The 20491-nt window shown below is 35.5% G+C and carries 19 protein-coding genes; 14 read left to right on the top strand and 5 right to left on the bottom strand.

The annotated features are described in order from the left end of the window. Positions 1-648 carry an HD domain-containing protein gene (locus tag BM024_RS02955; RefSeq protein ID WP_090678091.1) on the top strand — a complete coding sequence of 216 codons (648 nt, stop codon included), beginning with the start codon at positions 1-3 and terminating at the stop codon, positions 646-648. A 117-nt stretch (positions 649-765) separates the two neighbouring features. Here the strand turns inward: BM024_RS02955 and pyk are convergent, their stop codons facing one another. From pyk to BM024_RS02930, 5 genes are all read right to left on the bottom strand, one after another. After that, a complete protein-coding gene (gene pyk, locus BM024_RS02950) occupies positions 766-2196 on the bottom strand; it encodes a pyruvate kinase (protein WP_090677964.1) in 1431 nt (476 codons plus the stop codon). Positions 2197-2199: 3 nt separating this feature from the next. Then, a complete protein-coding gene (locus BM024_RS02945) occupies positions 2200-2685 on the bottom strand; it encodes an IPExxxVDY family protein (RefSeq protein WP_090677963.1) in 486 nt (161 codons plus the stop codon). Positions 2686-2771: 86 nt separating this feature from the next. Continuing rightward, the gene (gene rnc, locus BM024_RS02940; RefSeq protein ID WP_090677962.1) at positions 2772-3521 is read right to left on the bottom strand and encodes a ribonuclease III; all 750 of its coding nucleotides are present in this window, start codon (positions 3519-3521) and stop codon (positions 2772-2774) included. 16 nt (positions 3522-3537) lie between these two features. Continuing rightward, a complete protein-coding gene (gene fabF, locus BM024_RS02935) occupies positions 3538-4791 on the bottom strand; it encodes a beta-ketoacyl-ACP synthase II (protein ID WP_090677961.1) in 1254 nt (417 codons plus the stop codon). Between the two features lie 199 nt (positions 4792-4990). Next, positions 4991-5227, bottom strand: coding sequence for an acyl carrier protein (locus BM024_RS02930; RefSeq protein ID WP_002988156.1), 237 nt, complete (start codon positions 5225-5227; stop codon positions 4991-4993). 196 nt (positions 5228-5423) lie between these two features. Here BM024_RS02930 and purN point away from each other — a divergent pair, with 196 nt between their 5' ends. The 13 genes from purN (at position 5424) to murG (ending at position 20491) form a co-directional block, all read left to right on the top strand. Continuing rightward, a complete protein-coding gene (gene purN / locus BM024_RS02925; protein WP_090677960.1) occupies positions 5424-5990 on the top strand; it encodes a phosphoribosylglycinamide formyltransferase in 567 nt (188 codons plus the stop codon). Beyond that, positions 5990-6466, top strand: a complete 477-nt coding sequence (gene rnhA / locus BM024_RS02920) for a ribonuclease HI (protein WP_090677959.1) — start codon at positions 5990-5992, stop codon at positions 6464-6466. Before purN ends, rnhA begins: the two co-directional genes overlap by 1 nt. A gap of 93 nt (positions 6467-6559) precedes the next feature. Further along, on the top strand, positions 6560-7489 hold the full coding sequence (locus BM024_RS02915) for a PfkB family carbohydrate kinase (RefSeq protein WP_090677958.1): 930 nt from the start codon (positions 6560-6562) through the stop codon (positions 7487-7489). Between the two features lie 66 nt (positions 7490-7555). Next, positions 7556-9454 (top strand): amidophosphoribosyltransferase, encoded by a 1899-nt coding sequence (locus BM024_RS02910; RefSeq protein WP_090677957.1) that lies wholly within the window; start codon positions 7556-7558, stop codon positions 9452-9454. A 942-nt stretch (positions 9455-10396) separates the two neighbouring features. Continuing rightward, positions 10397-10855: a division/cell wall cluster transcriptional repressor MraZ gene (gene mraZ / locus BM024_RS02905; RefSeq protein ID WP_090677956.1), complete on the top strand. Its 459-nt coding sequence runs from the start codon at positions 10397-10399 to the stop codon at positions 10853-10855. Beyond that, a complete protein-coding gene (rsmH, locus tag BM024_RS02900; RefSeq protein WP_090677955.1) occupies positions 10848-11756 on the top strand; it encodes a 16S rRNA (cytosine(1402)-N(4))-methyltransferase RsmH in 909 nt (302 codons plus the stop codon). The genes mraZ and rsmH overlap by 8 nt, the downstream gene beginning before the upstream one ends. An 11-nt stretch (positions 11757-11767) precedes the next feature. Further along, positions 11768-12103: an FtsL-like putative cell division protein gene (locus BM024_RS02895; RefSeq protein ID WP_394333262.1), complete on the top strand. Its 336-nt coding sequence runs from the start codon at positions 11768-11770 to the stop codon at positions 12101-12103. Beyond that, positions 12094-14094, top strand: coding sequence for a penicillin-binding protein (locus tag BM024_RS02890; RefSeq protein WP_090677953.1), 2001 nt, complete (start codon positions 12094-12096; stop codon positions 14092-14094). The genes BM024_RS02895 and BM024_RS02890 overlap by 10 nt, the downstream gene beginning before the upstream one ends. Then, positions 14091-15551 carry a UDP-N-acetylmuramoyl-L-alanyl-D-glutamate--2,6-diaminopimelate ligase gene (locus BM024_RS02885; RefSeq protein WP_090677952.1) on the top strand — a complete coding sequence of 487 codons (1461 nt, stop codon included), beginning with the start codon at positions 14091-14093 and terminating at the stop codon, positions 15549-15551. Before BM024_RS02890 ends, BM024_RS02885 begins: the two co-directional genes overlap by 4 nt. A 15-nt stretch (positions 15552-15566) precedes the next feature. Further along, positions 15567-16778 carry a phospho-N-acetylmuramoyl-pentapeptide-transferase gene (mraY, locus tag BM024_RS02880; protein ID WP_090677951.1) on the top strand — a complete coding sequence of 404 codons (1212 nt, stop codon included), beginning with the start codon at positions 15567-15569 and terminating at the stop codon, positions 16776-16778. Positions 16779-16781: 3 nt separating this feature from the next. Beyond that, positions 16782-18113, top strand: a complete 1332-nt coding sequence (gene murD, locus BM024_RS02875) for a UDP-N-acetylmuramoyl-L-alanine--D-glutamate ligase (protein ID WP_090677950.1) — start codon at positions 16782-16784, stop codon at positions 18111-18113. Positions 18114-18119: 6 nt separating this feature from the next. Beyond that, positions 18120-19394, top strand: coding sequence for an FtsW/RodA/SpoVE family cell cycle protein (locus BM024_RS02870; protein WP_090677949.1), 1275 nt, complete (start codon positions 18120-18122; stop codon positions 19392-19394). Positions 19395-19399: 5 nt separating this feature from the next. Next, entirely contained in the window at positions 19400-20491 is a 1092-nt protein-coding gene (gene murG, locus BM024_RS02865; RefSeq protein ID WP_090678090.1) for an undecaprenyldiphospho-muramoylpentapeptide beta-N-acetylglucosaminyltransferase, read from the top strand.

Below are 20491 nucleotides of genomic sequence, written 5' to 3'. Positions count from 1 at the left end.
ATGGATTATATAGAAGATACTATTTTATTTGTAAAAGAAACCTTAGAAGGAGCGGAAGGTGGTCATGATTGGCATCATATACATAGGGTGTATGTTAATGCTAAGATGATTGCTAAAGGTGAGGAAGGGTGTGATGGGACTGTAGTTGAGTTAGCGGCTTTATTACATGATATTGCTGATAGTAAATTCAATGGAGGTGACGAGGCGATTGGTCCTAGCAAAGCTGAAGTGTTTTTAGTGGGTTTGGGAGTAGATGATGAGATTGTTGAGCATGTAGTTCAAATTATAAAAAACATATCTTACAAGGGCGGAAATTTCGAAAGAGACTTTAATTCTTTGGAACTTCAGATTGTTCAGGATGCTGATAGATTAGATGCGATTGGGGCAATTGGTATTGCTAGAGCTTTTAACTATGGGGGTTTTAAAAATCGAGCTATATATGATTCATCTATAGAGCCGAGAATGAATATGACGAAAGAAGAGTATAAGAACTATTCAGGACCGACAATTAATCATTTTTACGAAAAATTGTTGTTGTTAAAAGGTTTGATGAATACTGAAACCGGTAGGCAACTAGCGGAGAGTAGGCATAAATATATGGAAGGATTCTTAGCTCAGTTTTATGCCGAATGTGACGGTGTTGTATAGTTTCTGATTAAATCTGATTTAATAATAAAAAAGCGAGAGCTGTATCAAATGATGCAGCTCTCGCTTTTTTATTAAAGCTACTTTTGAATTGAAAGTAGCTGGTATTTTTATGAAATGTTACTCTATTGCAGAGATTCTCAAAGTGTTAACCATACCTCTTTCAATAATTGGCATTGCTGCAAGATTTATAACCATGTCTCCAGTTTGAGCAAAACCGTGTTCTTTAGCAAGATTGTTTATATCTTCTATGGTTTCATCTGTACTAACGAATTTATCGTAGTAAAAGGTAGTAACTCCCCAAAGAAGGCTTAACTGTGTTAAGATTCTTTTATTTGAGGTGAAAACCAATATGTTTGAGTTTGGTCTCCAAGATGAAATTTGAAAAGCTGTATAGCCACTATTTGTTAATGTACAAATTGCTTTAGCTTCGATGTCATTGGCCATTGTAGCAGCATGAAAACAAATAGATTTAGTGATATATCTAATAGTTTTTATCTGCGGTGGACTTTGAGGAACTTTAATCAAAGGTGAGTTTTCAACACTTTGTAAAATTTGACTCATTTTTTCTATTACTTCAACAGGGTAGCTACCAACAGAAGTTTCGCCAGAAAGCATTACTGCGTCTGCACCATCCATTACAGAGTTTGCAACGTCGTTTACTTCAGCTCTTGTAGGAGTCAGGCTTGAAATCATCGTTTCCATCATCTGGGTTGCTATGATTACAGGGATTCTAGCAGTTTTTGCAGCGCGAACTAATTGTTTTTGAATTAATGGAACTTCTTGTGCAGGTATTTCTACACCTAGGTCACCCCTTGCTACCATTAGTCCATCACAATATGCAATTATTTTGTTGATGTTTTTAACGGCTTCCGGCTTTTCTATTTTTGCAATAATAGGAATTTTGTGTTCAGAGTGTTGATTGATAAGGTTTCTCAGGTCTTCTAAATCGTCTGAGGTTCTCACAAATGATAGTGCTAACCAATCTACTTGATTCTTTATTGCAAATATTGCGTCTTGAATGTCTTTTTCTGTTAATGCAGGTAAAGAGACTTTAGTCATAGGTAGGTTTACTCCTTTTTTAGATTTTAAAGGACCTCCTTGAATGACTTTAGCTTTTACTTCATCCGATTTATTGGTTTCAATTACTTCGAAAATTAATTTACCATCATCTAAAAGTATTGTTTCACCTACGTTTACATCTGTAGGGAATTTCTTGTAGTTCATGTAAACTTTTGAAGCTGTTCCTTTGAATTCGCTCGCTGTTGAGAAAGTTATAATATCTCCTTTTGAAACAACTACGTCTTCACTCATGATACCTACTCGGAGCTTTGGTCCTTGTAAGTCTGCTAGAATTGAAGTCGCATAACCGAATTCATTATTTAAATCTCTGATGATTTTAATTTTTTCTTCTACATCGGCATAATCAGCGTGTGAGAAGTTAATCCTAAAAACATTTACACCTGCTTTAATCATGTTGTGAATAACTTCACGGCTACTTGAAGCGGGTCCTAATGTGGCTACGATCTTTGTTTTCTTTTGTGTTAACATATCTTAGAAAATTAGATTGTTTTTGTTTTTTATTTTGTTTTGTTGCAATTCATACACCAAGCTAACGAATCGTAATGTCTTAATTTTATCAATAACCAAGTCTATGTCGAAAGCTTCGTCAATATCATCTATTTTTAATAAGAAATCAACTGATTTTAATTCAGGTAATAAGTAGATATAAGACCTAAAGGCTGTGTCCTGCTCATTAAATAAAGAGGTACTTTCTTTTATTACTGATTGAAAATGAGTTTTATTAGGAATTAGATTCCATAAAACGTCATGATCTAAATCTGTATAACTGTAGTGATTGAATAAGGCGTATGTGTTTTCAACTTTAAGCTCTATTTGTTCAGGGCATATAGATAAACGCGTGTTTAAAATTTTGTTGATAAAGTAAGCTATTCTGAAATCTTCTAGTCCAGAATGAATTGCTATTACTTTATAATCAGAATCGTCAAAATCGTCTATGTTTATTTTGTGAGCAGTCATAAAGCCATTGATGAATGAGCAAATATACGACAATTATTGCTTTAATGAAGTGAATTGAATGTGCTTCGGTATTAAACTAATATTAATTAATTCCTTTTGCCTGTAAATTGATTTTGTAGAACAAAATAAGCTCTCTGTGAAGCTTTTTCTTCTGCTTTCTTTTTAGAAGTAGCTCTGGCTTTAGCAATTACCTTATTGTCGATGAATAATTTAACGCCAAAATACTTTATGTGTTCGGCGGTTTCTTCTTCATAGGTGTCGTATTTGAAACTATGTTTGTTTTTTTGACACCATTCAATTAGCAAGCTTTTGTAGCTTGTGATTTTGGTCTCTAATCTCTGAATGTCTGTTTCGTTAGCGAGTATTTTCTCCTGAATAAAATTTTCACAAGCAGGGTATCCCCGGTCTAGATAGATAGCGCCAATTAGTGCTTCTAAAATATTTCCGTGAATGTTTTCACCAAATTGTTGATTAGTCAATTTACTTTCAATTCGGTCAATAAGCTTTAAGTTTTTGCCAATGCGGTTTAGGTTTTCTCTATTTACTATTTTAGAGCGCATTTTGGTAAGGTAGCCTTCATCGCCAGTTGGAACTTGAAGATATAGATGTGAGGCAATTACGGATCCAAGCATTGCATCACCTAGAAATTCTAGGCGTTCGTAGTTAATTGCGTTGCCGTTTTCATCTGTCAGGTTCATAGAACGATGAGTGAAAGCGATTTCGTAATAACGAATACAAATTGGTTTGGCACCAATAATGGATTGTATTTCTTTCAAGAAGTTCCCGTTATCCTTAACGGTACGGGAACCTTTGAATATTTTTTTAAATAAGTTCACCTTAGCGAAAAAATTATTATAGATCTACTTTTTTTAGAAGTACACAAGCATTGTGACCGCCAAACCCAAAAGTATTACTCATAGCAACTTTTACATCGCGTTTTTGAGCCTTGTTAAATGTGAAATTTAATTTAGGGTCAATGTTTTCGTCTGGTGTAGAATGATTAATAGTTGGAGGGACAATTCCGTGCTTAATAGAAAGAATTGAAGCAATAGCTTCAATTGCTCCTGCTGCACCAAGTAGGTGTCCTGTCATCGATTTTGTCGAGTTTAGGTTCATTGTGTATGCGTGTTCTCCAAATACATGTTGAATAGCTTTTGATTCAGCGATATCTCCTAATGGGGTAGACGTTCCGTGTAGGTTAACACAGTCTACATCTGTAGGTTTTAAACCTGCATCTCTAAGGCAGTTAAGCATTACATTTTTAGCACCCAAACCTTCTGGGTGAGGAGCGGTAATGTGATGAGCATCAGCAGACATACCTCCACCGCCAATTTCGCAGTAAATTTTTGCTCCACGTGCTATAGCGTGCTCGTATTCTTCTAAAACTAGAGCGCCCGCACCTTCACCTAGAACAAAACCATCACGATTTTTATCCATTGGTCTAGAAGCTGTTTTCGGGTCGTCATTACGTGTAGAAAGAGCGTGCATTGCATTGAAACCTCCCATACCAGCTATAGTGATGGCAGCCTCAGAACCTCCTGTTAAGAATATATCTGCTTGTCCAAGTCTAATGTAATTGAATGCGTCAATGATGGCATTTGTTGAGGAAGCACAAGCAGAAACTGTTGTAAAGTTTGGTCCTCTAAAACCGTATTTTATAGAAATATGTCCACCAGCAATATCTGCAATCATTTTAGGTATAAAGAAAGGATTGAATCTTGGAATACCATTTCCATTAGCGAAGTTAGTTACTTCATTTTGAAAAGTATCTAATCCTCCAATACCTGATCCCCAGATTACACCAGCTCTATCTTTATCTAAAGTTTCTAGGTCTAGACCTGAATCTAGAATAGCTTCGTCAGCAGTTACCATTGCATATTGTGCGTAATGGTCCATCTTTCTAGCTTCCTTTCTATCTATAAAATCTTCAACATTAAAGTTTTTCAATTCACAAGCAAATTGAGTCTTGAAATTTGTAGCGTCAAAATATGTAATGGGTGCAGCTCCGCTTACTCCATTAATTAGGTTATTCCAATACTCTTGAATATTATTTCCAATAGGGGTAAGGGCACCTAAACCTGTTACAACAACTCGCTTTAATTCCATAAAAATATGTTTATAGTTTGTTTGTGATTATAAAAAAAAATCCCAATTTTCACTTTTATAACAAAAAGGAAACATTGGGTTGTTTGATTTTTTATTTTTTAGATTGTTTCCAATCCGTCCTTTTCCGTTTTTTAAAATCTGTCTGATTTAAAAAATAATAACACCCACGTGATAAGATTAACACGTGGGTTGTTTGTTATTATTTTTTAGCCTCTTCAATGTAAGAGATAGCTTGACCTACTGTAGCAATGTTTTCTGCTTGGTCATCTGGGATTTGAATATCAAATTCTTTTTCAAATTCCATGATAAGCTCAACAGTGTCTAGTGAATCAGCTCCTAAATCATTAGTGAAGCTTGCTTCTGCTACAACTTCGTTCTCGTCAACTCCTAATTTGTCAACGATAATCGCTTTAACTCTTGATGCAATGTCTGACATAATTTTTAATTTTAAATTTAATTTCTAAAGGCAAAAATAAAAAACTTTATTTTAAATCCTTTTTTTACATGTTAATTGTCGGTGCGAAATTATAAAAATAATTAATACTTCTACCTATTTTTCTGTTTATTGTCGGTTATTATTCTTTTTTTTGTAGTCAAATTGCACGAATCTAATATTTTTTATTCTTTTTTAAATGAAAAACATCGCTTTATTTGCTTCCGGCTCAGGGACTAACGTTGAGAATATTGTAAATTATTTTGAAGAAAAACATCAAAATAACAAATACATAGTTTTGGTAAACAAACCTAATGCTAAGATAATAGAAAAAGCGGAGAAAAGAGGACTTGAAGTTGTTATTTTTGACAAGAAAGACCTTCAAGAGGGTGTAATAGCGCATCGTTTAAGGGATTTTAATCCAGATTTAATTGTTTTAGCTGGGTTCTTATGGAAGTTTCCCGAGGAGTTGGTTAAGGCGTATCCTAATAAAATTATTAATATTCATCCAGCTTTGTTACCAAAATATGGAGGTAAGGGTATGTATGGGATGCATGTTCATGAATCTGTTGTGTCTAATAACGAAAAAGAAACGGGTATTACCATTCATTTTGTAAATGAAAATTATGATGAAGGGGCAGTGATTTTTCAGGCTCATACACCGGTGGAAAGTTTTTACACAGCAGAAGATGTTGCAAAAGCTGTTCAGGTATTAGAGCATCGATATTTTCCGGAGGTTATTGAGAAATTATTGAATTCGAAATAATGACAGATGTACAAGTTATTATATATACTGATGGGTCATCTAGGGGGAATCCTGGGCCAGGTGGTTATGGGTTAATATTAGAATGGGCTGGACGTCGTATTTTTAAAGAATTTTCTGAGGGGTATAGGAAGACCACTAATAATAGAATGGAGTTGCTGGCTGTCATAGTAGGATTAGAAAAATTGAAGAATACTGGTACTAAGGTATTGGTGGTGTCGGATTCAAAATATGTGATTGATTCTGTTGTTAAGGGTTGGGTATTTAATTGGGAGAAAAAGAATTATGCAGGTAAGAAGAATCCAGATTTATGGATGCGTTTTTTGAGAGCATATAGACAGCATCAGGTGAGTTTTAAATGGGTTAAAGGACATAATAATCATCCTATGAATGAACGTTGTGATCAATTAGCGGTTGCTGCGGCTCAGAAATCACGACTTTTGGTTGATGAGTATTATGAGAAAGAGGAACAAGGATAATTCTTTTTGAAACTTCTGTTTAATTTAGGAACGCCTTTTTTGTGTTCTATGTAGTTTGCAGTATATTTGCATCTTCATTTCTTAGTAATAAACATGAATAAATTATTGATAGTGGGTACTGTAGCTTTCGATGCTATTGAAACCCCTTTTGGAAAAACAGATAAGATTTTAGGTGGTGCAGCTACTTATATTGGCCTTGCGGCTTCTCATTTTAAAGTGCAGTCAGCAATAGTGTCAGTGGTAGGCGATGATTTTCCACAAGAATATTTGGATTTATTATCTAGTAGAAATATCGATTTAACAGGTGTTGAAAAAGTATCTGGAGGAAAGACGTTTTTTTGGAGTGGAAGATACCATAACGACTTGAATTCAAGAGATACTTTGGATACACAGCTGAATGTGTTGGCTGAATTTAATCCAGTAGTTCCTGAAAACTTCAAGGATGCAGATGTGGTGATGTTGGGGAATTTACATCCTAATACTCAAATTAGCGTACTTGATCAAATGACAGAGAAGCCAAAATTAGTGGTGTTAGATACTATGAATTTTTGGATGGACTGTGCTTTAGAAGAACTTAAAGAAGTTATGAAGCGCATAGATGTTATTACTATTAATGATGAAGAGGCAAGACAGTTATCTGGAGAATATTCTTTGGTTAAAGCGGCAGAGGTGATTCGTCAAATGGGGCCGAGATATGTAGTTATTAAAAAAGGAGAGCATGGAGCTTTGCTTTTTGATAAGCATGATGTCTTTTTTGCTCCTGCATTGCCTTTAAAGGAAGTATTTGATCCGACAGGAGCAGGGGATACATTTGCAGGTGGATTTGCAGGATATTTAGCGCAGAGTAGTAATATTTCATTTAAGAATATGAAGAATGCTATTATTTATGGGTCTAATTTAGCGTCCTTTTGCGTAGAAAAGTTTGGAACAAAACGAATGGAAGAGATTGCAAAAGTTGAAGTGAAGGATAGATTACAACAATTCAAAATGTTAACACAATTCGACATCGAATTATCAGAATAACGGATTTCCGAAGCCTCATTATGGGGCTTTTTTTATTTAAAATACAACAAACCACACAATATAGCTATGAGCGACGCGCTAAAACATGAATGCGGAATTGCCTTCTTAAGACTTAAAAAACCGCTATCTTTTTATAAAGAAAAATATGGATCGGCATTTTATGCGATTCAAAAAATGTATTTACTAATGGAAAAACAGCACAATCGCGGTCAAGATGGTGCAGGGTTAGCAAGTATAAAATTAGATATGAATCCGGGTGAGCGTTATATTAGTAGAGTTCGTTCGAATGATGCTCAACCTATTCAGGATATTTTTTCACAGTTGAATAATCGTGTTAATAAAGAACTTGAAGATCATCCAGAGTATGCTGATGATGTGGATTTGCAGAAGAAGCATATTCCATATGTTGGAGAAGTGTATTTAGGACATGTTCGCTATGGTACTTTTGGAAAGAATGGGATAGAGAGTGTTCATCCTTTTTTACGTCAAAACAACTGGATGCACAGAAATTTAATTGTTGCAGGGAACTTTAATTTAACGAATGTTAAAGAGCTTTTCAATGATTTAGTTCGCTTAGGGCAACATCCAAAAGAAATGGCGGATACGGTTACTGTTATGGAGAAAATCGGACATTTCTTGGATGATGAAATCAATGATTTGTATTATGATATTAAGAAAGAAGGTTTTTCTAAAAGAGATGCTTCTCCGTTAATTGGGGAACGTTTGAATGTTGGAAGAATCTTGCGCAGAGCTTCGAAGAACTGGGATGGAGGATTTGTGATGGCTGGAATGTTAGGGCATGGAGATGCTTTTGTGTTTCGTGATCCTGCGGGAATCAGGCCAGCTTTTTATTATGAAGATGATGAAATTGTTGTTGTGACTTCTGAGAGACCAGTAATTCAAACGGCTTTCAATGTGCCATATGAGTCTATTAAAGAGTTGAAGCCAGGGCAGGCTATCTTGATAAAGAAGGATGCTAGTGTTAGTTTTGAACAAATATTAGAGCCTCTACCAGAGTTGGCTTGTTCTTTTGAAAGAGTTTATTTTTCACGTGGTAATGATGCGGAGATTTATCAAGAGCGTAAAGACTTGGGGAAATTGATATTTCCAGAAGTATTGAAGGCAATCGATAATGATACGGATAATTCAGTGTTTTCATACATACCAAATACGTCTGAGACTTCTTTCTTTGGAATGGTAGAGGGAGCACAAGATTTTTTAAATCAGCGTAAGATTGCAGATATATTAGCTAATAAAGAGGGTTTAACAGAAGAGAAGTTGCAGGAGATTCTGTCTGTTAAGTTACGTTCAGAGAAAATAGCAGTAAAAGACGCTAAGTTGCGTACGTTTATAACGGATGATAGTAGTCGCGATGATTTGGTGGCTCATGTTTATGATGTGACTTATGGCGTTATAAAACCTACTGATAATTTGGTTATTATCGATGATAGTATTGTTCGTGGTACTACTTTAAAGAAAAGTATTATCAGAATGTTGGATCGTTTAAATCCAAAGCAAATTGTTGTGGTTTCTGCGGCACCTCAAGTTCGTTATCCAGATTGTTATGGTATTGACATGGCTCGTTTAGAGGGGTTGATTGCTTTTAGAGCTGCGATAGAGCTTTTACAAGATACTGATCAATATGATATAGTGGAAGAGGTTTATAAGAAGTCTAAAGCACAAGAAGGTTTAGCGAATGGGGATTTAGTGAATTATGTGAAAGAGATTTATGCTCCGTTCACTGATGAGCAGATTTCGGCCAAAATCGCAGAGATGGTGAAAGATGAGGGGATTAAGTCTGATGTGAAAATTATATTTCAAACAGTTGAAAATCTTCATGTTGCGTGTCCAAAGAATAAGGGTGATTGGTATTTTACAGGAAACTATCCAACAGATGGAGGTAAGCGTGTCGTAAATCAAGCTTTTGTAAATTACTACGAGGGTAATGATGCGAAACCATATTAGTTGAAAAGTAATAGATTGATATAATTTGAAGCCCACTTGTGAAAGTGGGCTTTTTTTTGTTTTTATAATTAGTTTTTTGTTCTTTATTTAAGTAGGATTGTTTTTTATTAGGTTGTTGGTATGTAAGTGGTTAGGTTGGTTGTAGGCATTTGTTTCGTATTGTGAAATCAGGTTGGAACTTGGTATTTAATCCTGTTTAGGCTCTTAGTGAAAGTTGTGATGAAGTGTAGGTAAAGCATGTAATATCTGTTCAAAGTCAATTCAAAGTCCATTCAAGGTATATTTAAATTCTATGAAATTAGTAGAGATTAAATGGACTTTGAGTAGAGGTTAAAAGGGGATTGGGTGTTCTTTTGTGGGAGTATCCGTGAAATGTGTAGGGTGATGAAAAGTGTTTGATAAAGGTTGAGGTTTTTGTGGATATGCTTTAAAGCTAAGATGGTTTGGTGGTTATTTGGTTAATTCTCTTTTTTGGATTTGTAATTGAAATTCTAAATAAAAGAGACTGGTAGAGGTGTGAGTATGTTGCTTAGGTCTTTGTAGAAGCTTGCTGTTTTGAGATTGATTTAAGGGGTAAAAAGTCCTGAGATGAGTGGGGCTTTGTTGTTTTATAGAGATGTTAAAAGAGGGTTGTGTTGCATTGAATTTATAGTGTTACTAAGAGGATTTTGCTCTTGTTTTCGAGTTTATTTGGGTTTGATTTACTAAGTTTTTGACTGTGTTTTCTGTTTGAGAAAAATCGCCTTTTGTGACTAAAAATCGAATTGGTTAAGAAATTTTTTGGGTTTTGTGAATGTGTGCTAAGTGTTGAATTATAGTGTTTTAAGTGGTTGTGGGGCTTTAAAACGTTAAAGTGCTAAAACTTATCAACAAAGTGGGTGAAAGTGGTAAAAAGTGGTGAAAAATAAGTACATTTGCTATTAAATAGTAAAATTGAGTTAAGTGACTTCTATCATCGGTACATACGAGTGTAAGATTGACGCCAAGGGAAGGGTGTTGGTTCCTGCTTTGTTGAAAAAGCAGTTGCCAACTCTTGCTGATGGGTTTGTTTTGAAGCGCTCTGTATTTGAACCTTGCTTAGAGCTTTGGCCGATGGAAGAATGGAATAAGATGATGGTGAAAATCAATTCGTTGAATCCTTTCGTAAAGAAGAATAACGATTTTATCAGACGTTTTATGGCGGGTGTTAAAATGGTGGAAATTGATGATGCAGGGCGATTGCTGATTGCTAAAGATTTGATAGATTTTGCATCTATTTCTAAAGAAATTGTTTTGTCTTCGAAGGTGAATGTAATTGAGATTTGGGATAAACAAGCGTATGAAAATACCTTGAATAATGATGATTTTGATTTCGGTGAGCTTGCAGAAGACGTAATGGGTAATTTGAATTTCGATGAGTAAAGAGTATGAATATCACAACCCAGTGTTGTTGAAGGAAAGCGTGGATGGTTTAAATATTAAACCGGATGGAATTTACGTAGATGTTACGTTTGGTGGTGGTGGACATTCTAGGGAGATTTTAAGTCGATTGGGGTCTGATGGGAAGTTGTTTTCGTTTGATCAGGATGAGGATGCTCTTAAGAATGCAATTGACGATCCAAGATTTACATTAATTCCTCAAAACTTCAGATTTCTGAAGAGATACTTGCGTTTTTACAATGTTAGATCGGTGGATGGGGTTTTGGGAGATTTGGGAGTTTCGTCTCATCAGTTTGATGTAGCTGAACGCGGGTTTTCTACTCGTTTTGATGCTGAGTTAGATATGAGAATGAACCAATCGGGCACTTTGTCTGCATTTCAAGTAGTGAATGAATATGATGAAAAGGATTTAAAAAGAGTGCTTTTTCAATATGGAGATTTGAAAAATGCTGGGGCAATGGCTAATACAATTGTGTTGGCAAGGGCTGAAAAACCTATAAAGAATACGGAGGAGTTAAAGCAAATTTTGAGTAGGTTTTTACCTGCTCATAAAAGCAATAAAATATTGGCTCAGATATATCAAGCGATACGCATTGAGGTAAATGAAGAGATCGAGGTGCTGAAGGAAATGTTGGAGCAGAGTTTAGATATTTTAAATAAAGGAGGGAGATTGAGCGTGATATCTTATCATTCATTAGAGGATAGGTTGGTGAAGCGTTTTATGAAGAATGGAATGTTTGAAGGGGAACCTGAAAAAGACTTCTTTGGAAGATTTGAAGTGCCGTTAAAACAATTAGGGAAATTGATTGTTCCTAGTGATGAAGAGATAAAGAGTAATAATAGAGCCCGTTCGGCTAAGTTGAGAATAGCAGAGAAGAATTAATGAAATTGAGTTTGTATGACATAGTAAAGGCGAAGTACTTAGTAGATGAGAATGCTACTAAGAACTGGTTGTTTATCATTTTTTTGATAGTACTGTGTTTGTTTATGATTGGAAATATCCATTTGTATGAAGGTAAAAACTTTATGATTGAGGATATGAATCATGAATTAAAGGAGTTGCGAACGGAATTCATTCAAACGCGTTCTGATTTGATGGAAATGAAGATGGAGTCTTCTATTTCGGTAAAAATGGAAGAGATTGGAATTTATCCTTCTGAGGTTCCGCCACAGAAGATAAAGGTAATAAAAGAAGTTAACGATAATTTTTGGACAAGACTATGGCAGTAGGTGGAAAAAATATTTACGCCAATATCTACATTGTTTCTAGTGTAATCTTTTTGATGGCATTGGGGGTGGTTTATCGTTTAGTTAAGATACAGTATTTTGATGGTGAGGAGTTGCGGGATAAAGTTCGTGAGCGAAATATTATAAGTCGTGATATTCCTGCAAATAGAGGAAATGTTTATTCGGCAGATGGAAGTCTTTTGGCTACTTCAATGCCTATGTATACAATTCGATTTGACTCGCAAGCTCCAAAAAAAGAAGATTTTGATAGCAATGTGAAAGCTTTGTCTGATTCTTTGTCTGTAATGTTACATAAGCCTGCTTCTCATTACGAGGTAGCGTTGCGTACCGCTCGTGCTGAAAAGAATCGATATTTATTGATTGTAAGAGGTTTGAATTATATGGAATATATGCGCTTGAAAAAGTTCCCGTTGTTTAAGATGGGACCTAATCGAGGGGGCATAATTGCGGAACAAAAAACGGTTCGACAACATCCAATAGGTAAAATAGCCCAACGTACCATTGGGTATGAAAGAGATAATGGGGATAATACAGTAACGCGCGTTGGAATTGAAGGTGCGTTTTCTAATTATTTGAAAGGTACAGATGGGAGACAGGTTCTGCAAAGAATGTCGAGAAGTCACTATAAACCTATTAGTGATGGAAATGAAGTGGAACCAATAGATGGGAAAGATGTTGTTTCAACTATAGATGTTTACATACAAGATATTGCTCATCATGCACTCTTAAAGCAATTAGAGTATTACGAAGCGGATCATGGGTGTGTGATAGTGATGGAGGCGAAAACAGGAGCTATTCGAGCTATTTCAAATTTGGGAAGAGCTGATGGGGGTGGTTATTATGAAACGGTAAATTATGCTGTGGGAGAAAAACATGAACCAGGTTCAACTTTTAAATTGGCGGGGTTATTAGCACTGTTAGAATCAGGAAAAGCTGATACTGCTACAACCTATGATACACAGGGAGGTTTGGTGAAGTTCTACAGAAGAAGTGTACGTGATTCTAAGAGAGGTGGTTATGGAGTTGTTTCTTTGGCTAGAGGTTTTGAGGTTTCTTCTAATACTGTGATAACACAAGGAATTAGTGAGGCATTCAAAGATAATCCATCTGAATTCATTGGATATCTTGAAAAATGGGGGTTAGATAAACCTTTGGGGATTTCCCTTGTTGGAGAAGCTAAACCTTATATTCCAAAACCAGGACAAAAAGGATGGAGTGGTGTTGCTTTGCCTTGGATGGCATTTGGTTATGGTTTGGCATTAACACCTTTACAAACTTTGACATTGTATAATGCGGTTGCTAATAATGGAGAGATGGTTAAACCTCAATTCGTTTCTGAGGTTAAAGAATATAACAATACAATAATTCGCTTTGAAAAAGAGGTGATAAACCCTCAAATAGCTTCACCGGAGGTTATTAAAAAGGTTCAAGCGGTTTTAGCAAATGTGGTAAAAAAGGGAACGGGAAGAAAATTGTATTCTCCTAATTTTTCCATGGCAGGGAAAACTGGAACTGCTCAAGTAAATTATGGTGGAGGAAAGGGAAGCGATATGTATTATTCATCTTCTTTTGCGGGTTATTTTCCGGCTGAGAATCCTGAGTACTCTTGTATAGTTGTAATTCACAAACCCAATCGTGCAAAAAGTTATTATGGAGCGGATGTGTCAGGACCCGTTTTTAAACGTATTGCGCAAAAGATTTATACAGATGTTCCTTCAACAGAAGAAGTAAAGAATATTGACCAAATTTCGGATAAAATAGAAAGTGGTTACGAGCAGTATTATGCTAAAGCGAATGCAGAGGTGGCAAGTATGCCGGATGTTTGTGGTATGGCTGTGATGGATGCTATTCCTTTATTAGAAAATATGGGGCTGGTTGTTAAGGCAAGTGGAGTAGGACGTGTTAAAAAACAATCTATCATAGCGGGAAGTGTTATACAAAGAGATCAAACTGTAATATTAGAATTATCGTGAAACAGCTGAAAGACATATTATATAAAATGACAATAGAATCCATAGTGGGTTCTACTATCGTATCTGTATCTTCTTTGGTTATTGATTCAAGAAAGATTGAGAAGAACTCATTATTTGTTGCCTTAAGGGGCACTCAGGTTGATGGACATGCTTATATTGATCAAGCTATAGAATCTGGTGCTGGAGCTGTTTTATGTGAGAAATTGCCTGCTGATTTGAGAGAAGGGGTTACTTATGTTGAAGTTTTGGACACTAATCAGGCATTAGCTATAGCGTCAACTAATTTTTTCGACAATCCTTCTTCAAAATTACATTTGGTTGGAGTTACTGGAACAAATGGTAAAACAACGATTGCAACTTTGTTGTATGACATGTTTACAGATATGGGGTATACAGTAGGTTTGTTATCTACTGTTAAGATAAAAGTGGGTGATGAGACTTTTGAAGCTACACATACTACGCCTGATTCAATTTCTATAAATAGATATTTGAATGAGATGGTTTTAGCGGGTTGTACTTATTGTTTTATGGAGGTTAGTTCTCATGGAATTGATCAAAAGAGGACATTTGGGTTACAATTTAAAGGTGGAGTTTTTACGAATTTGTCGCATGACCATTTAGATTACCACAAGACTTTTGCTGATTATAGAGATGCAAAGAAAACTTTTTTTGACCAATTACCTAAATCGGCTTTTGCGATAACAAACAAGGACGATAAAAATGGTATGGTGATGGTTCAGAATACCGTTGCTAAGATTAAAACTTACGGATTAAAGAATGTAGCAGATTATAAAGCTCAAGTTTTAGAGAATCAGTTTTCAGGAATGTTGATGAAAATCGGATTACACGAACTGTGGGTTCAGTTGATTGGTGCTTTTAATGCTTCTAATTTGTTGGCTGTTTATGCGGTTGCAATAGAATTAGGTGCAAACGAAGAGGAGGTACTTGTAGGGATTAGTAAGTTGAAGAGTGTGGATGGTCGTTTTCAATATATCGTTTCTAAAGATGAGATTACTGCCATTGTTGATTATGCACATACACCAGACGCATTGAAAAATGTTTTGGATACGATTAATTCAATAAGAACTTATAATGAACGATTGATTACAATTGTTGGTTGTGGAGGAAATAGAGATAAAACGAAGCGTCCTATAATGGCGCAGATTGCAACAGAATTGAGTTCTAAAGTGATTCTTACTTCAGATAATCCAAGATTCGAAGATCCATATGTGATTCTAGAAGAAATGGAAGCTGGTGTTGAGCCACAGAATGCGATGAAAACCTTGTTGATTGAAGATAGAAAACAGGCTATTAAAGCAGCCTGCCAAGAAGCTAAGCCAGGAGATATTATTTTGATTGCTGGTAAAGGGCATGAGACATACCAAGAAATTAAGGGAGTTCGAAGTGACTTCAATGATTTGGTGATTGTAAAAGAGTTTTTGGATAAAAGAAGTTAGAAGAAAAGAGACGGTATGCTATATTATTTATTTGAATATTTAGATCAACATTTTGCTATTCCAGGTACTGGGGTATTTCAATATATCACCTTTCGTTCGGGTATGGCTGTGATTTTTTCTTTGTTGATATCAATTATTTACGGAAAGCGAATTATCAATTATTTGAGAAAACTTCAAGTTGGAGAAACAGTTCGTGAGCTTGGTTTGGAAGGACAAAAGGAAAAATCTGGAACACCAACTATGGGAGGGGTTATTATAATTATAGCTACTCTAATTCCTGTTTTGTTATTCGCTAAGTTAGATAATATTTATATCGGATTATTGATACTTACTACACTTTGGATGGGAGTAATTGGTTTTTTAGACGATTATATTAAGGTTTTTAAAAAGGATAAAGAAGGGCTTAAAGGGAGATTCAAAGTTATTGGACAAGTTGGGCTTGGGCTTATAGTTGGTTCAGTATTGTATTTTCACCCAAGTGTTACGGTTAGAGAGGCTCCTTCTGTCGCTATGATGGTAGATGCAGAGGTAAGTCGTTTTGATATTAAATCTACAGCAACGACTATTCCTTTTTTTAAAGATAACGAATTTGATTATGGACAAATATTGGCGTGGTTAGGTGATGGTTATGAGAGTTATGCATGGCTTATATTTATTCCTATCGTAATATTTATTGTTACAGCAGTGTCTAATGGTGCTAATCTTACGGATGGTATTGATGGGTTAGCGGCTGGAACCTCGGCTATATCGGTCTTTGTGTTAGGGATTTTTGCGTTTGTTTCAGGTAACGTTATTTTGTCGGGTTATCTCAACATAATGTATATACCTAATTCCGGTGAAATGACCATTTTTATTGCCTCTTTCGCAGGGGCTCTGATTGGGTTTTTGTGGTATAATACATTCCCTGCTCAGGTTTTTATGGGAGATACGGGAAGTTTGACTATAGGCGGGATTATTGCAGTTCTTGCAATCGCAGTTCGTAAAGAGCTTTTGATACCGGTGTTATGTGGTGTGTTTTTAGCAGAGAATTTATCGGTGGTTTTGCAAGTTTCATATTTCAAGCTCACGAAGAAGAAATATGGTGAAGGGAGGCGTATTTTTTTAATGGCTCCTTTGCATCATCACTTTCAAAAGAAAGGGTATCACGAAAGTAAAATAGTGACACGTTTTTGGATTATTGCCATATTATTAGGTGTTTTTTGTTTGGTATCACTAAAATTGAGATAGAGGATGAAGTTAGTTGTTTTAGGTGCAGGTGAAAGTGGTGTTGGTTCAGCTATATTGGCTAAAGCACATGATTATGAGGTCTTTGTTTCCGATTTTGGAAAGATTGCTTCTAAGTTTAAAAATATGTTGGATGAGCAAGAAATTGCTTGGGAGGAAGAGAAACATACAGAGGAGTTGATTCTAAATGCTTCTTTGATTGTTAAGAGTCCTGGAATTCCTGATAAGGTTGCTATTATAAAAAAAGCGAAAGAGAAAGGGATTCGCATTATTTCAGAAATTGAGTTTGCGTTTACTTTTAATAGTGATTTGCCAATTGCAATTACGGGTAGTAATGGAAAAACAACTACGACTATGCTAACGCACTACTTATTGAAAGAAGGTGGGTTAGATGTTGGATTGGCGGGAAATATCGGAGATAGTTATGCTGGTCAAGTTGCTATAGATCCTGATAAGAGATATGTTTTAGAGTTAAGTAGCTTTCAGTTAGATGGCATTGAGACTTTTAGACCTCATATTGCGGTTATAACAAACATTAGTCCAGACCATTTAGATCGCTACGAATATAAATACGAGAATTACATAGACGCAAAGTTTCGAATTACGATGAATCAGACTTCTGAAGATTATTTGATTTATGATGCGGATGATGTTGAAATAGAAAAGTGGCTTGATAGTCATGAGATTAGTGCTCAAAAGATACCTTTTTCTTTGACTAAGAAATTTGATATTGGAGCTTATGTGGAAGACCAAAAAATAATAATAAATATGAATAGTGAAAAAGTAGCAGTGTCGGTTGAAGATATTGCTTTAGAAGGAAAACACAATGTAAAGAACGCTATGGCTGCAACAACAGTAGCTCAATTAATGAAAATTAGAAAGCAGACGATTCGCGAGAGTTTATCAAGTTTTCAAGGAGTTGAGCATCGTTTAGAACAAGTATCTAAAATTAATAACGTTCAATATATCAATGATTCTAAAGCGACTAATATCAATGCGACTTTTTATGCGTTGGATAGTATGAAAAATGCTACGGTTTGGATTGTTGGTGGTGTTGATAAAGGAAATGATTATGATGAATTAATGCCTTTAGTTCGTGAGAAAGTAAAAGGTATTATCTGTCTTGGTGTAGATAACCATAAGATTCAAGCAGCTTATTCGGGAGTAGTAGATACAATTATTGAAACTCAGAGCATGGTTGAGGCAGTTAAAATTGCAGAAAAAATGGCTGAACAAGGAGATAATGTATTACTTTCGCCGGCCTGCGCAAGTTTTGACTTGTTTGAAAGCTATGAAGACCGTGGTCGTCAATTTAAAGATGCTGTTAGAAATTTATAAAAGAATATGAAAGAGATACTTTCACACTTAAAAGGGGATAAGTTAATCTGGGCAATGGTTTTTCTATTGGCTCTGTTTTCGTTTATGCCTGTTTATAGTGCGAGTACTAACTTGGTTTATACAGTAGGTGCAGGAAGTTCTACTTTCGGGTATTTAATTAAACATTTTACGCATTTGACGATTGGGTTGATTATGATGTATTTTACTCATAAAATACCCTATCAGCGTTTTAGAGTTATTTCTGTGTTAGCCATATTTGTGGTTGTTATATTGCTTGTTTTTACAGCTTTTCAAGGTAATACTATTGGAGGAGCTAATGCAAACAGATGGATATATATACCTTTTGTTAATGTTGGTTTTCAGCCTTCTTCTATTGCTTCGGTGGTATTGTTGGTTTATGTTGCTCAATATTTAGCTAGTATACGAGATACGGTTGTTGATTTTAAGGAATCTTTGATTTGGTTATGGTTGCCTGTGTTTGTTATTACAGGTTTAATTTTGCCTGCCAACTTATCGACGGCCGCTCTTATTTTTATGATGGTTTGTATGTTGGTATTTGTTGGGAAATATCCTTTTAAATATTTGTTGAGAATAGGTGGAATATCTATAGCGATGGCAGGTTTGTTTTTCTTGACAGCAAAAGCTTTCCCTTCAATGATGCCAAATCGGGTGGATACTTGGATTAGTAGAATTGATCGTTTTACTGCTACTGATGAAGAGGATGCTGATTTGTATCAAGTTGAAAATGCTCAGATAGCAATCGCTACGGGTAGTGTTTTTGGATTAGGACCAGGGAAAAGTGTACAGAAGAATTTTTTACCTCAATCGTCTTCCGATTTTATTTATGCAATCATAGTTGAAGAGTATGGTTTGTTAGGTGGATTGGCTGTATTGTCAGTTTATTTGTTCTTGTTTTTTAGGTTTGTTCGTGCAGCTCATAAGGCTCCAACTTTATTCGGGAAATTATTGGTAGTTGGATTGGGTTTTTATATAATATTTCAAGCCATGATTAATATGGGGGTAGCAGTTTCACTATTGCCTACTACGGGGCAAACTTTGCCATTGATTAGCAGTGGGGGTACTTCTATTTGGATGACTTGTGTGTCATTGGGTATTATTATTAGTGTTACTAAAAAAGAAGAGGAAATTAGAGAGGAAGAGCGTATACGCATGGAAAGAGAAGACGCTTTACAAGCCCTGATTGATAGAAGCTTGTTAGAGAAAGAACAAGAAATAATGGCAGAGGGAGGAAATCCTATGGATGCTGTTCGAAATAAATAATGATTATGAAAGAGAATCCTAGATTTATAATTAGTGGTGGTGGTACAGGTGGACATATCTATCCTGCAATTGCTATTGCAAATGAATTAAAATCAAGGTTTTCAAATGCCGAAATATTGTTTGTTGGTGCGGCAGATAAGATGGAGATGCAAAAGGTGCCTCAAGCAGGTTATAAAATTGAAGGACTTTGGATTGCAGGTATTCAACGAAAGTTGACTGTTGAGAATTTAAAATTTCCTTTTAAGTTGGTTTCTAGTTTGTGGAAATCTAGAAAAATAATTAAGCAGTTTAAACCAGATGTGGTTATTGGTACTGGAGGATTTGCTAGTGGAGCGGTTGTTAAAGTAGCTGCGTCTATGGGAATTCCAACAGTTATCCAAGAACAAAATTCATATCCAGGAATAACCAATAAATTGTTGGCTTCTAAGGCAAAGAAAATATGCGTGGCTTATGATGGCCTTGAGTCTTATTTTCCGAAAGAAAGATTAGTGAAGACGGGTAATCCTGTTAGGCAAGATTTGTTGGAGATTGATTCTAAGAGATTCAAAGCTCTTGCAAGTTTTGGTTTGTCTACTGATAATAAAATCTTGCTTGTTTTGGGAGGTAGTTTAGGAGCTAGAAAAATCAATCAATTGATTGTTTCTCAATTAGATTATTTCAAAGATGAGAACATTCAGGTTTTATGGCAATGTGGAAAATTATATTATGAAGATTATAAGAAGTATCATGGTGATAACATCCGTGTGCTTCCATTTATAGACCGTATGGATTATGCTTATGCTGTGGCTGATTTTATAGTTTCTAGAGCAGGAGCTTCATCGGTGTCAGAATTGGCTATTGTTGGGAAACCGGTTGTGTTTATACCTTCTCCTAATGTAGCAGAAGACCATCAAAAGAAAAATGCTTTAAGCATAGTGAATGGTGGAGGTGCATTAATGATAGAGGAAAAAGATGTTGATGTTACCTTTCAGGAAGTTTTTGGCAAGTTGCTTAGAGATGAAATGAAACAGAAAGATTTGGGTATTACTATTAAAAAAATGGGAATGCCTGATGCAACAAAGAATATAGTTAACGAGATAGTGACTTTGATAAAGTAA

This window comes from Myroides guanonis, assembly GCF_900114085.1.
GTDB classification, from domain to species: Bacteria; Bacteroidota; Bacteroidia; order Flavobacteriales; family Flavobacteriaceae; genus Flavobacterium; species Flavobacterium guanonis.
This window is presented reverse-complemented; position numbering and strand designations above follow the sequence as displayed.

What these genes read in the sequence shown, in the direction of transcription:
- BM024_RS02955 (WP_090678091.1), top strand. Translation starts at nt 1, where the DNA reads ATGGATTATATAGAAGATACTATTTTATTTGTAAAAGAAACCTTAGAA.
- pyk (WP_090677964.1), bottom strand. Translation starts at nt 2,196, where the DNA reads ATGTTAACACAAAAGAAAACAAAGATCGTAGCCACATTAGGACCCGCT.
- BM024_RS02945 (WP_090677963.1), bottom strand. Translation starts at nt 2,685, where the DNA reads ATGACTGCTCACAAAATAAACATAGACGATTTTGACGATTCTGATTAT.
- fabF (WP_090677961.1), bottom strand. Translation starts at nt 4,791, where the DNA reads ATGGAATTAAAGCGAGTTGTTGTAACAGGTTTAGGTGCCCTTACCCCT.
- BM024_RS02930 (WP_002988156.1), bottom strand. Translation starts at nt 5,227, where the DNA reads ATGTCAGACATTGCATCAAGAGTTAAAGCGATTATCGTTGACAAATTA.
- purN (WP_090677960.1), top strand. Translation starts at nt 5,424, where the DNA reads ATGAAAAACATCGCTTTATTTGCTTCCGGCTCAGGGACTAACGTTGAG.
- rnhA (WP_090677959.1), top strand. Translation starts at nt 5,990, where the DNA reads ATGACAGATGTACAAGTTATTATATATACTGATGGGTCATCTAGGGGG.
- BM024_RS02915 (WP_090677958.1), top strand. Translation starts at nt 6,560, where the DNA reads ATGAATAAATTATTGATAGTGGGTACTGTAGCTTTCGATGCTATTGAA.
- BM024_RS02910 (WP_090677957.1), top strand. Translation starts at nt 7,556, where the DNA reads ATGAGCGACGCGCTAAAACATGAATGCGGAATTGCCTTCTTAAGACTT.
- rsmH (WP_090677955.1), top strand. Translation starts at nt 10,848, where the DNA reads ATGAGTAAAGAGTATGAATATCACAACCCAGTGTTGTTGAAGGAAAGC.
- BM024_RS02890 (WP_090677953.1), top strand. Translation starts at nt 12,094, where the DNA reads ATGGCAGTAGGTGGAAAAAATATTTACGCCAATATCTACATTGTTTCT.
- mraY (WP_090677951.1), top strand. Translation starts at nt 15,567, where the DNA reads ATGCTATATTATTTATTTGAATATTTAGATCAACATTTTGCTATTCCA.
- murD (WP_090677950.1), top strand. Translation starts at nt 16,782, where the DNA reads ATGAAGTTAGTTGTTTTAGGTGCAGGTGAAAGTGGTGTTGGTTCAGCT.
- BM024_RS02870 (WP_090677949.1), top strand. Translation starts at nt 18,120, where the DNA reads ATGAAAGAGATACTTTCACACTTAAAAGGGGATAAGTTAATCTGGGCA.
- murG (WP_090678090.1), top strand. Translation starts at nt 19,400, where the DNA reads ATGAAAGAGAATCCTAGATTTATAATTAGTGGTGGTGGTACAGGTGGA.